This is a genomic window from Piscinibacter gummiphilus, assembly GCF_002116905.1.
Lineage (GTDB): Bacteria > Pseudomonadota > Gammaproteobacteria > Burkholderiales > Burkholderiaceae_C > Rhizobacter > Rhizobacter gummiphilus.
In genome coordinates this window covers 1,931,528-1,945,860 of record NZ_CP015118.1, presented here as the reverse complement: position 1 = coordinate 1,945,860, position 14,333 = coordinate 1,931,528, and the positions used below count along the sequence as shown (strand labels likewise).

General features: G+C 69.6%; 13 protein-coding genes. 4 read left to right on the top strand and 9 right to left on the bottom strand.

What is annotated here, in order from left to right; translation table 11 throughout:
• The first annotated feature begins 69 nt into the window (after positions 1-69).
• From A4W93_RS30345 to A4W93_RS08860, 3 genes are read left to right on the top strand one after another with little or no spacing between them, the layout of a single operon-like run.
• Positions 70-1,041 (top strand): tripartite tricarboxylate transporter substrate binding protein BugE, encoded by a 972-nt coding sequence (locus A4W93_RS30345; protein ID WP_237357731.1) that lies wholly within the window; start codon positions 70-72, stop codon positions 1,039-1,041.
• Positions 1,038-1,946 (top strand): site-specific tyrosine recombinase XerD, encoded by a 909-nt coding sequence (gene xerD / locus A4W93_RS30340; protein ID WP_237357730.1) that lies wholly within the window; start codon positions 1,038-1,040, stop codon positions 1,944-1,946. The genes A4W93_RS30345 and xerD overlap by 4 nt, the downstream gene beginning before the upstream one ends.
• A gap of 23 nt (positions 1,947-1,969) precedes the next feature.
• Positions 1,970-3,343, top strand: coding sequence for a pseudouridine synthase (locus A4W93_RS08860; protein WP_085750274.1), 1,374 nt, complete (start codon positions 1,970-1,972; stop codon positions 3,341-3,343).
• Positions 3,344-3,473: 130 nt separating this feature from the next.
• Here A4W93_RS08860 and A4W93_RS08855 read toward each other — a convergent pair whose 3' ends face one another.
• Positions 3,474-5,222 (bottom strand): amidase, encoded by a 1,749-nt coding sequence (locus tag A4W93_RS08855; protein ID WP_085750273.1) that lies wholly within the window; start codon positions 5,220-5,222, stop codon positions 3,474-3,476.
• Positions 5,223-5,381: 159 nt separating this feature from the next.
• On the opposite strand from A4W93_RS08855, the gene A4W93_RS08850 reads away from it, so the two are divergent.
• Entirely contained in the window at positions 5,382-5,726 is a 345-nt protein-coding gene (locus tag A4W93_RS08850) for an ankyrin repeat domain-containing protein (protein WP_085750272.1), read from the top strand.
• Here the strand turns inward: A4W93_RS08850 and A4W93_RS08845 are convergent.
• From A4W93_RS08845 to A4W93_RS08810, 8 genes are all read right to left on the bottom strand, one after another.
• Positions 5,721-6,146, bottom strand: a complete 426-nt coding sequence (locus A4W93_RS08845; protein WP_085750271.1) for an SRPBCC family protein — start codon at positions 6,144-6,146, stop codon at positions 5,721-5,723. The genes A4W93_RS08850 and A4W93_RS08845 overlap by 6 nt on opposite strands.
• A gap of 88 nt (positions 6,147-6,234) precedes the next feature.
• Positions 6,235-7,710 (bottom strand): DUF1501 domain-containing protein, encoded by a 1,476-nt coding sequence (locus A4W93_RS08840; protein ID WP_085750270.1) that lies wholly within the window; start codon positions 7,708-7,710, stop codon positions 6,235-6,237.
• Positions 7,707-9,530, bottom strand: a complete 1,824-nt coding sequence (locus A4W93_RS08835) for a DUF1800 domain-containing protein (protein ID WP_237357729.1) — start codon at positions 9,528-9,530, stop codon at positions 7,707-7,709. Before A4W93_RS08835 ends, A4W93_RS08840 begins: the two co-directional genes overlap by 4 nt.
• Positions 9,531-9,686: 156 nt before the next feature.
• Positions 9,687-10,091, bottom strand: coding sequence for a GFA family protein (locus A4W93_RS08830; RefSeq protein WP_085750268.1), 405 nt, complete (start codon positions 10,089-10,091; stop codon positions 9,687-9,689).
• A gap of 76 nt (positions 10,092-10,167) precedes the next feature.
• A complete protein-coding gene (locus A4W93_RS08825; protein WP_085750267.1) occupies positions 10,168-11,250 on the bottom strand; it encodes an ABC transporter ATP-binding protein in 1,083 nt (360 codons plus the stop codon).
• 6 nt (positions 11,251-11,256) lie between these two features.
• A complete protein-coding gene (locus tag A4W93_RS08820; RefSeq protein WP_237357792.1) occupies positions 11,257-12,168 on the bottom strand; it encodes a carbohydrate ABC transporter permease in 912 nt (303 codons plus the stop codon).
• Between the two features lie 17 nt (positions 12,169-12,185).
• Complete coding sequence (locus A4W93_RS08815; RefSeq protein WP_085754092.1) at positions 12,186-13,031, bottom strand: carbohydrate ABC transporter permease; 846 nt, start codon at positions 13,029-13,031, stop codon at positions 12,186-12,188.
• Positions 13,032-13,087: 56 nt separating this feature from the next.
• Positions 13,088-14,320, bottom strand: coding sequence for an ABC transporter substrate-binding protein (locus A4W93_RS08810; RefSeq protein WP_085750265.1), 1,233 nt, complete (start codon positions 14,318-14,320; stop codon positions 13,088-13,090).
• Positions 14,321-14,333 lie beyond the last annotated feature (13 nt).

Genomic DNA, 14,333 nt, shown 5'->3' with positions numbered 1-14,333 from the left:
CCCTTGGCGCCCGCTGCAGGGCAGGCGCCACCCACGGTTCCTCTTCATCTGTTGTTTCAGGAGTTCCGCATGCAACGCCGTACCCTCGTCGCCACCGCCGCCCTCGCCCTCTTCAGCGCCTCCGGCGCGTGGGCCCAGGCCGCCTACCCGACCAAGCCCGTGCGCCTCGTCGTGCCGTTCGCCCCCGGCGGCACCACCGACATCATCGCGCGCGTGCTCTCCGAGAAGCTGAACGGGCCGCTGGGCCAGACCGTCATCGTCGAGAACAAGGCCGGTGGCGGCGGCTCGATCGGCGCGAACGAGATCGCGCGCTCGCCGGCCGACGGCTACACGCTCGGCATCGCCACCGTGTCCACCACCGCGTCGAACCCGGCCATCAACCCGAAGATCGGCTACAACCCGATCACCGACTTCACGCAGATCATCAACGTGGCGGCCACGCCCAACGTGATCGCCGTGCACCCGAGCTTCCCCGCGAAGGACTACAAGGGCTTCATCGCCGAGCTGAAGAAGAACCCCGGCAAGTACTCGTACGCCACGTCGGGCACCGGCGGCATCGGGCACATGCAGTTCGAGCTCTACAAGAGCCTCACGAACACCTTCGTCACGCACATCCCGTACCGCGGCGCGGGCCCGGCCCTGAACGACACGGTCGCCGGCCAGGTGCCGATGATCTTCGACAACCTGCCCTCCGCCCTGCCCTTCATCAAGGACGGCCGCCTGGTCGCCATCGCCGTCGCCGCACCGGAGCGCCTGGCCGTGCTGCCGAACGTGCCCACGTTCAAGGAAGTGGGCCTCGAGGGGGTGAACCGCATGGCCTACTACGGCATCCAGGGGCCGAAGAACCTGCCGAAGGACATCGTCGACAAGGTCTACGCGGCCGTGAAGAAGACGATGGAAGACCCGACCGTGAAGGCCCGCATCGAAGGCACCGGCTCGCTGCTCGTCGGCAACACGCCGGCGCAGTTCACGCAGCAGGTGGCCGCCGAGTACGAGGTCTACAAGAAGGTCGTGGCGACGCAGAAGCTCAAGATCGAGTGAGTTCGGACGCGCTGAGACGCAGCCAGGGCGCCATCGACCGTTTCATCGATGCGCTCTGGATCGAGGACGGCCTGGCGGCCAACACGCTGGCCGCCTACCGGCGCGACCTGACCCTCTACGTCCAGTGGCTCGACGCCGAACACGGCAAGTCGCTGGACGAGACCACCGAGACCGACCTGCGCGCCCACGCGGTGGCCCACCACGCGGGCCGCAAGGCCACCAGCGCCAACCGCCGCCTGGCGGTCTTCAAGCGCTACTTCCGCTGGGCGCTGCGCGAGAACCTGCTCACGCGCGATCCCACGCTCAAGCTGCTGGCCGCGAAACAGCCGCCGCGCGTGCCGAAGGTGCTGAGCGAGGCCCAGGTCGAGGCCCTGCTGCGCGCGCCCGACGTCGCCGTGCCCCTGGGCCTGCGCGACCGCACGATGATCGAGCTGATGTACGCGAGCGGCCTGCGCGTGAGCGAACTGGTGACGCTCAAGTCCGTTCACCTGGGGCTCGACGAAGGCGTGCTGCGCGTGATGGGCAAGGGCAGCAAGGAGCGCCTGGTGCCGTTCGGCGAGGAAGCCCACGGCTGGCTGCGCCGCTACCTCGCCGAGGCGCGGGCCGAGATCCTCAAGGGCCAGGCGTCCGACGCGCTGTTCGTGACCGGCCGCGGCGGCCCGATGACCCGCCAGATGTTCTGGCAGCTGATCAAGAAGTACGCGGTGCAGGCCCACGTGGCGGCGCCGCTGTCACCCCACACGCTGCGCCACGCCTTCGCCACCCACCTGCTGAACCACGGGGCCGACCTGCGGGCCGTGCAGATGCTGCTGGGGCACGCCGACATCTCCACCACGACGATCTACACGCACGTCGCCCGGGAGCGCCTGAAGGCCTTGCACGCGACACACCATCCCCGCGGCTGAACGCCCCGTGTTCCAATCGTGGCATGGCCACGATCAAACTGAAAAAGCCCGCCCAGTCGGGCGGCGCCCCCGAACGCTCCGCCGACCGCGCCCCGGTGCGCGGCGTGGGGTCGGGGGTGCGCAAGCCACGCCCCACCCTCGCCCAGGCCGAAGCCCAGCGGGCCGAGCGCGACGCGCGCTACCAGGACCAGCTGCGGCAGCGCTTCGGCGACCACCCGCCCGAGAAGTTCACCCGCCGCGACGAAGGTCCCGGCGCCCGCCCGCGGCGGGACGGCCCGCCGTCGGGCCGGCCCGACGACCGCCGCCCCCCGCGCCGCGACGACGACCCTCGCCGCAACAGCGCCTTCGGTGGCGGCGACGACCGCCGGCCGCCTCGCCGCGACGAACCGCCCCGCCCGGGCTACGCCCGCGACGACCGGCGTCCGCCCGAGCGAGACGACCGCCGTCCGCCGTTCCGCGAAGACCAGCGCCGCAGCGCCAACCCCGGCCCGCGGGCCGAACGGTCCGCGCCGCCCGCCCCCCACGGCCCGCGTCCGTCCGGCCGCAACACGGCCTTCGGCCGCGACGACCGCCCGGCCCCGCCGCGCCGTGCCCCCCGGGCGCGGGACGACGACGATGACGACGACGACGAGGTCGTGCGCCCCGAGGTGCCGGGCAGCATGCGGCTGTCCAAGCGCATGAGCGAGCTGGGCATCGCGTCGCGCCGCGAGGCCGACGAATGGATCCCGAAGGGCTGGGTGCGGGTCGATGGCCGCGTGGTCACCGAACTGGGCTCGCGCGTGCTGCCCGAGCAGCGCATCACCATCGACGCGAAGGCCCGCCACGTGCAGGCCCAGCGCGTCACGGTGCTGATCCACAAGCCCATCGGCTACGTGAGCGGCCAGGCCGAGGACGGCTACGAGCCCGCCTACGTGCTCGTGAAGCCAGAGAACCAGTGGCAGGAAGACCAGTCCGGCACGCGCTTCCTGCTGTCGCACCTGCGCAGCCTGGCTCCCGCCGGCCGCCTCGACATCGACTCCACCGGCCTGCTCGTGCTGACGCAGGACGGGCGCGTGGCCAAGCAGCTGATCGGCGACGACAGCGAGATCGACAAGGAGTACCTGGTGCGCGTGAAGAGCCGCGACGGCGAGCCGCTGTCGCAGGCCTCGCTCGCGCTGCTGAACCACGGCCTCGAACTCGACGGCGTGCAGCTGCGCGAGGCGAAGGTCGAGTGGGTCAACGACGACCAGCTGCGCTTCGTGCTGCGCGAAGGGCGCAAGCGCCAGATCCGCCGCATGTGCGAGGCGGTGGGGCTCGAGGTGCTGGGGCTCAAGCGGGTGCGCATCGGCAAGGTCATGCTGGGGGACCTGCCGCCGGGGCAGTGGCGCTACCTCCGGCTGGACGAGTCGTTCGGCTGACGCGCGAGCACACGCAAGAAAACACGGTCATCCCGGCGAATGCCGGGACCCTGGACACAGGCCGAAGGTCCCGGCCTCCGCCGGGATGACATGGGTGTGGAGGGCAGTTCTCCGCTCCCCACACCGCGGGTTACTTCGCCCCCAGCTCCGGCGCCAGCGGGCTCGGCACCCGCGCCGTCGTCGTCTTCTGCCAGCCGTAGGCCAGCTTGAACAGCGTCGGTTCGGCGAAGGCGCGGCCGATCATCTCGAAGGTCACCGGTTCGACCGAGGTCGACGTGTCCTTCGACTTCACGAAGCCCGCCGGGAAGGCGAGTGCCGGGAAGCCGGTGAACGGGCTCAGGCGGTTGTTGCTGCCCGAGTTGACGCTCGTGCTGTTGAAGCCCTGCAGCACCGGGTACACCAGCACGTCGTACGCCATGCCCTTGCTCTGGCTCGTCGTGAAGTCGATGTTGTCGAGCGCGGCGGTCACGCGCGGGATCACGTACTCGTCACGCGGCTTCAGGTTGCGCAGGTAGTTCGCGTTGGCTTCCTTGTTGGTGCCCGCGGTCACGTACGACTTGAAGTTCGCGACACGGTCCGGCTCCAGCGTCTCGAGCGCCGTGGCCACTTCCTCCGTGGTGCGCAGGTGCGCGTCGGCCGCCGAGCTCCACGAGCTGAGGTACTCGGTGAGGTTGTCGCGGAACTCGTACGTGGAGAGGCTCGAGTAGCCGGTGAGGATGGTGGTGCGATCGGAGATGTCCACGTCCTCCACCGTGGCGCCGGCCGCCTTCATGGCCTCGAGCGCCGCGTTGAGCGTGTCGATGAAGGCCTGGTTGTTCGCGTTGGCGGTGGGGAACATGCCGCGGACGACACCGATGCGCGCGCCCTTGAGCCCGGTCGCGCTCAGCGACGTCATGTAAGTCGCGGGCTGCATCGTCATCGACGCGTAGGCCGCGGCGCTGCCCACGAGCGGTGCGTCCCACGCCTTCGCGTTGCGCTGGCCGCTGCCGGTCGCGCTGTCGTAGCCGGCCATCGCGTCCATCACGAGCGCGCAGTCCTGCACCTGGCGGCACAGCGGGCCGGCGGTGTCCTGGCCGTGGGCCAGCGGCACGATGCCGTCCTGGCTCACGAGGCGCAGCGTGGGCCGCAGGCCGTAGAGGCCCTCGACCGCCGACGGCACGCGCACCGAACCGCCCGTGTCGGAGCCCAGGCCGATCATCGCGAGGTTCGTCGCGATGGACGTGCCCGTGCCCGACGACGAACCACCGGCGCTGTTGGCGGGGATGTAGGCGTTCTTGGTCTTGCCGCCCACCGACGAGCTGCCGGTGAAGCCGAAGGCGAACTCGTCCATGTTCGCCTTGCCGATGATGATGCCACCGGCATCGCGGATCTTCTTGATCACGTAGGCGTCGTCGGGCGGCTGGTTGTTCTTCAGCGCGAGCGACCCGGCCGTGGTCTTCATGTCGTACGTGTCGAAGTTGTCCTTCGCGAGCACGGTGACGCAGTGCATCGGGCCGACCATCTTGCCCGTCTTGAAGAAAGTGCGGTCGAGCTCGTCGGCCTTCGCGAGCGCATCGGGGTTCGTCGCGATCACGCTGTGCAGCGCCGGGCTGTCGGGGTACGCGGTGGACGCGTCGGCATCGAACGCGGCGATGCGCGCGAGGTAGCCCTGCACGACATCGCGGCACGACACGTCGCCCGTGCGCATCGCGGCGTGGAAGCCTTCGATGGTGGCCTCGACGAGCGGGAACGGCTTGCGGTCGGCCTTGAGGACGACGGCGTCGCCTTCGGGGGTGTCGTCGTCGTTGCCGCCGCACGCGGCGAGCACGGCGGTGAAGAGGATCGTGCAGGCGAAGCGGGTGACACGCGACGAGGGGGAAAGATACTGCAGGGGAGTCATCGGGGATGGGTGCGAGAGGATGAGAGCGGCGACCGTTCGCAAAGCGCGTGCCACCGATCGACGCACCGCGTACGGGAATCCGTCCGTGGCGCGCCGCTTGCTATCGATCCCGCGTCGTCCGCAGTCCTCTTCCGCAGTCCCCTTCCGAGGTCCCGTCCCATGTCCCGCATCAAGCACCTGCTGGCCGCCGCCGCGATCAGCGTTCCCCTCTTCTCTCTCGCCCAGGCCGCGGCCGTGCCGCCCATCGTGTCCGCCGCGAGCCTCGGCAAGACCGCCACGGTGACCTCGCTGATCGCGAAAGGCGCGGATCCGGATGTGCGACAGGCGGACGGACGCACCGCGTTGATGCTGGCCGCGGATGCGGGGCACTTCGAGACGGTGCGTGCGCTGATGGTCGGCGGTGCATCGCGCGACCTGAAGGACCCGTCGGGCCGCACCGCGTTCGACTACGCCTTCGAGAAGAAGCACACCGACATCATCGCGCTGCTGCGCGACGCGTCATGACACCTCGAGTTCGGCCTCGCGTTCCGCCAGCGACCTGAGCGCGTCCAGCACGTCGGCGAAGTCACCCGACACCATCGGCCCGATGGCCGTGTCGTCGGGTCCGTCCACCTGCGTGCGGAAGGTGACGCGCGTGCCGCCGTGGCGCAGCGGCACGAGCAGGTGGGCCACCGCGACGCGGTTGCCGTCGACGACGGTCTCGTCGGTGAAACACACACCGGCACTGACCTCGGTCAGCGTGCTGGTGATCGCGTCGCCGTCGGGCAGCCCCATGGTGAAGGTGGTGCCGCGCGCGAACGTGCCGTGCAGCGCGATGTGCGCGATGCCGGCGTTCCAGCGCGGCCATCCCGCCACGTCCTCGAACAACCGCCACAGGGTCTCCGCGGACGCGGAGGTCTCGATGCTCGCTTCATGGTTCCACATGGGGCCTCTCCCGTTGTCTGTCGATGCGACAGACGGCATTGGGCGCCCCGGCTGCTGACAACGTGTTGTCAGCAGGCGTCCCCACGCCCTAGCGCATGAACCCGAGGTCGCGCCGGAAGTTGCGCAGGTTCGGGAACACGAGGTCGAGCGCGCCCTCGCTCGCGCCGAACCACCGGCCGAGCGTGGCGCCCAGCTGCTCCACCGACACCTGCGGCAGGAAGATGCCCGAGCCGGTCTCGTCGTCGTGGTTCAGGCCCACCTGCGGGAAGCGGCCATAGATCTCGCCGCCCTTCACGGCGCCGCCGTGCACGAAGTGGTGGGCGCCCCAGCCGTGGTCGGTGCCGTCGCCGTTCGTCGCGAACGTGCGGCCGAACTCGGACGCGGTGAACAGCGTGACCTGGTCGCGCAGGCCGAGCGCGCCCAGCGCGTCGTCGAACGTGCCGATGGCGTGCGACAGCCGCGCCATCAGGTTCGCGTGCGCGGCGTTCTGCCAGTCGTGGGTGTCGAAGCCGCCCAGCCCCACGAAGAACACCTGGCGGCGCACGCCCATGTTCGCCCGGGCGGAGACCATGCGCGCGATGCTGCGCAACTGGTCGGCCAGCGGGTTCGTGGTCAGGGTCTTCGTCACCGGGTGCATGTACTTCGTGCCGGCGATCACCGCGCCGGTCTGGTAGGCCGCGTTGAACGCCGCCCCCTGGTCCACGTTGCGCTTGGCGATGGCGGCGTACTCGCGCGCGATCAGGTTCGCCTGGTCGTCGGGCACGTTGCCCTGGGTCAGCAGCGCGCGGTACGCGGCCGGGGCGGTGTAGGAGCCGAACAGCGCCCCGGTGGTGCCCTCGATCGGCACCGCACCGCCGTTGGCCACCTGGAACTGGTGGACGGAGTCGCCGGACAGGAACACCGCGTTGCCCGACAGCGAGATCGCCGTGAACGCCGTGTTGCCGTTGGCCGACGCCAGCAGGTCGCCGAGGCGGCCGCCCCACCCGGCCTGGGCGCCTTCCGGGGCGAGCGCCTGCCAGGTGCTCTGCTGGTCGTTGTGCGAGCCGAGCTTGGACGGCAGCGGCTTCGAGCGGGCGCGCACCTCGGCCTTCGTCACCGGCATCACGAGCGGGCCGGCGTTCGCGACCACCGCGAGGCGGCCCTGGGCGAACAGCGAGGCGGTCTCGCCCATGCACGGGTGCAGCGCGAACGTGCGGGACGCGTTTTCGGGGAAGGCCGTGAAGCCGGGCACGAGGGGCAGCACGCCGCCGAGTGCGGCGGGGCTGCCGGCGGCCGCCGACCCGTCGGCCGGTGTGCCGGGGGCGCGCAGCGCGATCGGGTCGCTGCCGGTGCTGCGCACGGCGCTGTAGGCCTGCCACGAGGCCGTGTCGGTCGGCAGCACCATGTTCGCGCTGTCGTTGCCGCCGTGCAGGAACAGGCACACGATGGCCTTGTAGTCGGCCGCCTGCGCGGAGGCGGCGTTCATCGCGGCGAGGTTCATCGCGAACGGCAGCGCGCCGCCGCCGGTGGCGGCCGAGATCGCCGCGGCGCGGCGCAGGAATTCACGTCGGGAGGCGTTCGTCATTTCTGCACCACGTAGTCGGGAGAAGCCATCGTCAGCAGCACGGCGATGCTGACCCGGTCGCGCCGGGCCGAATCGATCGCGGCCTGGTTGCTGCCGGTGGCCGCGGGAATGGCACGGCCGTTGATCGCGGCGGTGATCAGGTGGCGCTGGGTCGCGGTCATCTGGCCGGACATCAGCAGCAGGTCGAGCCGGTCGAGCAAGGCGGCCGGGTTGTCGGCGAGGGCCAGTTCGGCCGTGTAGTCGTGCTGGATGTCGCGCGTGGCCGAGTAGCCGGCCCAGGCCCGCTGGTAGTTGGCGAAGGTCGCGAGGCTCACCTCGTTGGCCAGCTGCCACTCGGGGGCCACGAGGCCCGCCGAGGCCGCCGCGCTGTTCGGCGGCGTGTAGCCCGGGCGGAAGAAGTTGAAGACCGACGGCGCCTTGAGCGCCTGCTGGCCCACCTGGCTGCCCGCCTCGAGCTCGTCGATTCCGGTGAAGCGGCCGCTGGTGGATGTCGCGTTGAACGCCCGCATGAAGTGCGCGAGGCGCACCAGCGGCTCACGCGGTTTGCCATACGCCGCGTTCGAGGGTGTGTACGTGCGGGCCTCGGCGTCCATCAACACGGCGCGCAGCACCGCCTTCAGGTCGCCGCGCACGCCCTGCCCGTTGTTCGCGAACACCGCCGCGACCCGAGCCACGTAGCCTGGCGAGGGGTTGCTGGTGACGAAACGCTGGATCAGCTGCCGCCCGACGAAGGGGCCCACGTTGGGATGGTTGAAGAGGCGGTCGAGCGCCACCTTCAGGTCGGCCTCGGCGCTGCCGGAGCCGGCCGGGATCGTCACGCCGAGGAACTGCTTCTCGCTCGTGGAATGGAACTTGTCGTAAGCCTGCATCGGGCGCCAGTCGCGTTCGGCGTGGGCATCGAGGCCCTGGAAGCGGCGGTCGGTGCGGTCACTCGCATTCGGGCCCGCGTACCAGCTCCAGCCGGTGAAGACCTTCGCCAGGCCTTCGACGTCGGCGGCCGAGTAGGTGTCGACCGGGCTCGCGCCCTTCTCCGTCCCGTCGGCGTTCAGCTCGTGCAGGCCCAGCGTGAAGAGCTGCATCGACTCGCGCGCGAAGTTCTGGTCCGCGTTGCGCCCGGTGGCCGCGTCCTCCTTCTGGTTGCGCAGCGTGCTGAGGTAGATGCCCATCATCGGGTGCGTCGCCACGGCCTGCAGCAGGTCGCGGTAGTTGCCGAAGGCGTGGGCGGCCAGCACGTCGTAGTAGGACGCCATGCCCCGCACCTTCGTCGACAGGGTGGTGTCGGCGAACGACACCACGAAGACCTGCGAGAGCGCGAAGGCCATGCGCTGGCGCAGCTGGTCCTCGCCGGCGATGGCCTGCGTCCAGAACGACTGGCGGAAGTGCACCTGCGTGAGCGAGGTGCCACCGGCGGCGAGCGTGTTCACGAACGCGAGGTGGGACACCACCGGCTGGCTGAACTGGTCGTCGAGCCAGGCGGCGGGGCCGATGGCGGTCAGGCGCGCGATGCCGGCCTCGGTGGGGCCGAAGGTGGCCTGGGCCAGGAACCGGGCGGCGTCGTTGGCCGTGAAGGTGTCCGGGACAGGCGCCGGCGATCCGGCATCAGGTGCCGGTGCGGGTACGGGAGCCGGCACCGGGGCACTGTCTCCGGGCGAGCCGTCGGTCGACCCCGGCGGCGCCGCCACGGGCCCGCTGTCGGGGCTGCCGCCGCCCGTCGCCGGACTGCCGCCACCCCCACCGCCGCCACAGGCGACCAGCAGGCTCAACCACACCACCCCGGCGCCCGAACGGACGCCATTCACCCACGACCCACGCGATCCCACGTACTGCTCCAGACCACCCCGGCGGACCGTCCGCTCTGAAGCCGCCCCGTCGAGTGGAGCGGGCGGCGAACTGGCCCGGGCGATAGTGTCGGATCAGGGACAGGAAGGTGAACCGCCGATCAGCGGGCGGATCGTCACGCTGTTCGAACGGAACGCTCAGAGGTACGAGGTGACCGCCGGCGGGTTCCACCAGTTGTCGTGCAGCCCGTCGCAGTATTTCACCGGAATGGCGGCCAGTTCCTCGGGGCTCACGCCGTCGAGGCACGCCACGTTGACCGACACGAAGGCGCCGCCCAGCGCGGGCACGTCCCCCCGGCTGAACGACGAGAGGCCGCAGGTGCTGCAGAACAGGTGCCCGCCCGAGCGCGTGTTGAAGCGGTAGTCCTTCAGCGCGTTCTCGTCGGTCAGCAGGCGGAACGCGTCGGGCTTGATGGTGGTGCCCCAGGCGCGGGTCTTGGAGCAGTACGTGCAGTTGCAGCGCGACGCGCCCTCCGACAGGTCGACGTCGGCTTCGTAGCGCACCTGGCCGCAGTGGCAGCTGCCCTGGTAGGTCTTCTTCATCGTGAGACTCCTCCGTGTGGTGAAGTCCTCACGATAGACACCCGCTGCTGACACCGTGTTGTCAGCAGCGGTGTCCTCACAGCCGCTGCTGCGATTCGGGGTCGAACAGCGACGCCCGCGTGGCATCGAAACGCAGCGCGACACGCTGGCCCGGCACGGGCTCGCCGCCCACCGGCATCGTCACCGACAGCTGCTGGTCGAGGAACGAGAGCCACACCACGAGGTGCGAACCCATCGGCTCCACGAGGGTCACCTGGGCCGTCGCGCCCTGCACGCCGTCCTGGTCGACGGCGAGGTGTTCCGGGCGGATGCCCAGCACCGCGCGCCGGCCCGCCGCGGGCCGCGCGGCGAACTCGTACCCCTGCAGCGACACCGACAGCGCCCCCTTGATGAACGTGGCCTCGCCTCCGGGGCCGACCTCCAGCTCACCCTCGAGGAAGTTCATGCTGGGAGAACCCAGGAACCCCGCGACGAACATGTTGGCCGGCCGCGCGTAGACGGCCTGCGGCGTGTCGATCTGCTGGATCTTGCCGTTGCGCATCACCGCGACCCGGTGCGCGAGGGTCATCGCCTCGACCTGGTCGTGCGTCACGTAGATCATCGTGTTGCCGATGTCCTGGTGCAGTTGCTTCAGCTCGCGGCGCAGCTCACCCCGCAGCTTCGCGTCGAGGTTCGACAGCGGCTCGTCGAACAGGAACACCTTCGCCTCGCGCACGAGCGCCCGGCCGATGGCCACGCGCTGCCGCTGGCCACCCGAGAGCTGCGACGGCTTGCGGGTCAACAGCTCGTTCAGGTGCAGCATGTCGGCGGCACGTTCCACGCGCTGGGCGATCTCGCGCTTGGGCACGCCGTTGATGCGCAGCCCGAACGACATGTTCTTCTCGACGTTCATCGTGGGGTACAGGGCGTACGACTGGAACACCATGCCGATGCCGCGGTCCTTCGGATCGGCCCAGGTGACGTCGTGCCCGCCGATGTCGATGCGGCCCTGGTCGGCCTCGAGCAGGCCGGCGATGGAGTGGAGCAGCGTGGACTTGCCGCAGCCGGACGGGCCCAGCAGCACGAGGAACTCGCCTTCATGCACCTCGAGGTCGAGGTTCTCCAGGATGGGCAGCGAGCCCATCTTGATCTGCAGCCCTTGGATGGAAACACGGGACATCGGGAATCAGCCTTTCACGGCGCCGGCCGCAATGCCGCGGACGAACCAGCGGCCGGAAACGAGGTAGATGAACAGCGGCACGAGCGAGGTGAGCACGGTGGCCGCCATGTTGACGTTGTAGAGGCGCTCGCCCGTGGTCGTGTTGATCACGTTGTTGAGCTGCACGGTCATCGGCAGGTGGTCGCGGCCGGCGAACACGAGCCCGAGGATGAAGTCGTTCCAGATGCCGGTCACCTGCATGATCACCGCCACCACGAGAATGGGCAGCGACATCGGCAGCATCAGCTGCAGGAAGATGCGCCAGAAGCCCCCGCCGTCGATGCGCGCGGCCTTGAACAGCTCGTTGGGGATCGACGCGTAGTAGTTGCGGAACAGCAGCGTCATCACCGGCATGCCGAAGATGGTGTGGATCAGCACGATGCCCGGCAGCGTACCGAAGATCGACATGGCCGCGAACGCGCGCACGAGCGGGAACATGATCACCTGGTACGGCACGAACGCGCCCATCAGCAGGACGCCGAACAGCAGCGTGCCGCCGCGCGGCTTCCAGAACGACAGTGCGTAGCCGTTGAGCGCGCCCACCAGGATCGACAGGATGGTGCTGGGCACCACGATGGCGATCGAGTTGAAGAACCCGCCCTTGATGCCCTCGCACTGCAGCCCCGTGCACACGCTGGACCAGGCCATGGCCCAGGGTTCGAGCGTGACCTTGACCGGCAGCGAGAAGATGTTGCCCAGGCGGATCTCCTCCATCGGCTTGACCGAGGTGATCAGCATCACGTACAGCGGGAACAGGAAGAACACCGCGCAGACGAGCAGGAAGGCATAGATGCCGATGCGCGCGGGCGTCCACGCTGAACGGCGCGGGCGGACCGAGGTGCGGGCGACGGCCGGCGGAGCCACGGGTTGAGAGGGCATCGTCGTGGTGGTCGTGTTCATCGGTGGCCTCCGTTGCGGGCGGCCCGGGCGCGAGCGTACATCCAGGGGGCGAGCAGCGCCAGCACCGTCAGCAGCAGCACGGTGGACGCGGCCGAGGCGAGGCCGATGTTGGCGCGGCCGAACAGGTTGTCCATGATGAACTTGCCGGGCACCTCGCTCGCGAGGCCGGGGCCGCCCTGGGTCATCGCGACGACGACGTCGTACACCTTGACCACGCTCACCGACAGCAGCACGACGGCCGTGCCGATGGACGGGCCCAGCATGGGCAGCACGATGCTCATGTAGACGCGCCACGTGGGAATGCCGTCGATGCGGGCGGCCTTCCAGAGGCTGTCGTCGATGCCGCGCAGGCCGGCGAGCATCAGCGCCATCACGAGGCCGGCGGCCTGCCACACCGCCGCGAGCGCGATCGCGTACATCACCTTGTCCTGCGTGGCGATCCAGTCGAACGTGAACGTCTCGAAGCCGAGCGCGCGCACGGTGGACTGGATGCCCAGCTCGGGGTTCAGCACCCACTGCCAGATCAGGCCCGTCGCGACGAAGGACATCGCGTACGGGTAGAGGAACACGGTTCTCAGCACACCCTCCCCGGCCACCTTCTGGTCGATGAACACGGCCAGCAGGAACCCGAGCACGAGGCACGCGGCGATGAAGATCACGCCGAACACCACGACGTTCTCGAGCGACAGCAACCAGCGCTCCGAGGCGAACAGGCGCGTGTACTGCGCCAGGCCCACGAAGTCGCTGGACGGGAGTGTCCGTGAACTGCTCACCGACACCCGGACCGACCAGAAGACGGTGCCGAGGTAGGCGAACAGCACGGTGGCGAGCATCGGCAGCATCGCGGCGTAGACCACGCCGTGACGCAGCCAATGGCTGCCGGGGCGGGCGGCGGCGCTCAACCCTTGACGGCCGCGCCCACGGCCTTCACCGCGTCGTCCACCGACTGGTTGGTGTTCCAGAACTTCGTGACGACGTCCTGGAGCGCGCCGGTGATGTCCGGAGCGACGAGCATTTCGGAGTTCGGCAGCTGGCGCGACACGTCCTTCATCGCGGCGATGCCCTGCTGCGCGCAGATGTCCATCGCCTTCGCGTCGACGTCCGTGCGGATCGGGATCGAACCCTTCTTGTTGTTGAAGGCGACCTGCGTGGCGGGCGAGGTCATCACCGTGGCCAGCAGCTGCTGCGACTTGATGGCCGCGGCGTCGCTCGTCTTCGGGAACACGAACACGTCACCCGCGATGATGTACGGCGCCTTCGGGCCGAAACCCGGGAAGCAGCCGAACTCCTTGCCGGCCGTCTGCTTGGCGGCCTGGAACTCGCCCTTGGCCCAGTCGCCCATGATCTGCACGCCGGCCTTGCCGGAGATGACCATCGACGTGGCGTCGTTCCAGTTGCGGTTCGGCGAACCGGCGTCGGTGTAGCCCTTGAGCTTCCTGAACGAGGCGAGCACGTTCTTGAACTCGGGCGAGGCGATGGCCTTCTGGTCGCCCTTGTAGACCTTCAGGTACAGGTCGGCGCCGCCGATGTGGGCGAGCAGCGCGTCGAACACGATCTTCTCCTGCCACGGCTGGCCGCCGAAGGCGACCGGGGTGATGCCGGCGGCCTTCAGCTTGTCGAGGGCGGCGAAGAACTCTTCGGGGGTCTTCGGCTCGGCGGCGATGCCGGCCTTGGCGAACGCGGCCTTCGAGTACCAGAACCACGCGGGCATGTGGATGTTGACCGGCACGGCATAGAAGTGGCCGTCGATCTTGATCGACTTGAGGATCGGCGCCGGGAGGATCTTGTCCCAGTCGTTCTTCTTGGCGACTTCGTCGACGTTGTTGAGCATGCCGCCCTTGACGATGTCGAGGAACTGCTGCGAGGTGTTGAACTGCGCGGCGGTGGACGGGTTGCCGCCCACGATGCGGTTGATGGCGGCCGAGCGGGCGGCTTCGCCGCCGGCGATGGCGCTGTCGACCCACGTCCCGCCCGCGGCCTTGTAGCCGTTGGCGATCTCCTGGATCGCGGCGGATTCACCGCCCGAGGTCCACCAGTGGATGACTTCGGCGCGGTTGGCCTGGGCGTGTGCGGCGCCGACGGCAAGGACGGCCAGGCTGACGCCGATGGCCAGGGAATGCTTGCGGATCATTGTCGATCTCCTG

What these genes read in the sequence shown, in the direction of transcription:
- A4W93_RS30345 (WP_237357731.1), top strand. Translation starts at nt 70, where the DNA reads ATGCAACGCCGTACCCTCGTCGCCACCGCCGCCCTCGCCCTCTTCAGC.
- A4W93_RS08860 (WP_085750274.1), top strand. Translation starts at nt 1,970, where the DNA reads ATGGCCACGATCAAACTGAAAAAGCCCGCCCAGTCGGGCGGCGCCCCC.
- A4W93_RS08855 (WP_085750273.1), bottom strand. Translation starts at nt 5,222, where the DNA reads ATGACTCCCCTGCAGTATCTTTCCCCCTCGTCGCGTGTCACCCGCTTC.
- A4W93_RS08850 (WP_085750272.1), top strand. Translation starts at nt 5,382, where the DNA reads ATGTCCCGCATCAAGCACCTGCTGGCCGCCGCCGCGATCAGCGTTCCC.
- A4W93_RS08845 (WP_085750271.1), bottom strand. Translation starts at nt 6,146, where the DNA reads ATGTGGAACCATGAAGCGAGCATCGAGACCTCCGCGTCCGCGGAGACC.
- A4W93_RS08840 (WP_085750270.1), bottom strand. Translation starts at nt 7,710, where the DNA reads ATGACGAACGCCTCCCGACGTGAATTCCTGCGCCGCGCCGCGGCGATC.
- A4W93_RS08830 (WP_085750268.1), bottom strand. Translation starts at nt 10,091, where the DNA reads ATGAAGAAGACCTACCAGGGCAGCTGCCACTGCGGCCAGGTGCGCTAC.
- A4W93_RS08825 (WP_085750267.1), bottom strand. Translation starts at nt 11,250, where the DNA reads ATGTCCCGTGTTTCCATCCAAGGGCTGCAGATCAAGATGGGCTCGCTG.
- A4W93_RS08820 (WP_237357792.1), bottom strand. Translation starts at nt 12,168, where the DNA reads ATGCCCTCTCAACCCGTGGCTCCGCCGGCCGTCGCCCGCACCTCGGTC.
- A4W93_RS08815 (WP_085754092.1), bottom strand. Translation starts at nt 13,031, where the DNA reads ATGCTGCCGATGCTCGCCACCGTGCTGTTCGCCTACCTCGGCACCGTC.
- A4W93_RS08810 (WP_085750265.1), bottom strand. Translation starts at nt 14,320, where the DNA reads ATGATCCGCAAGCATTCCCTGGCCATCGGCGTCAGCCTGGCCGTCCTT.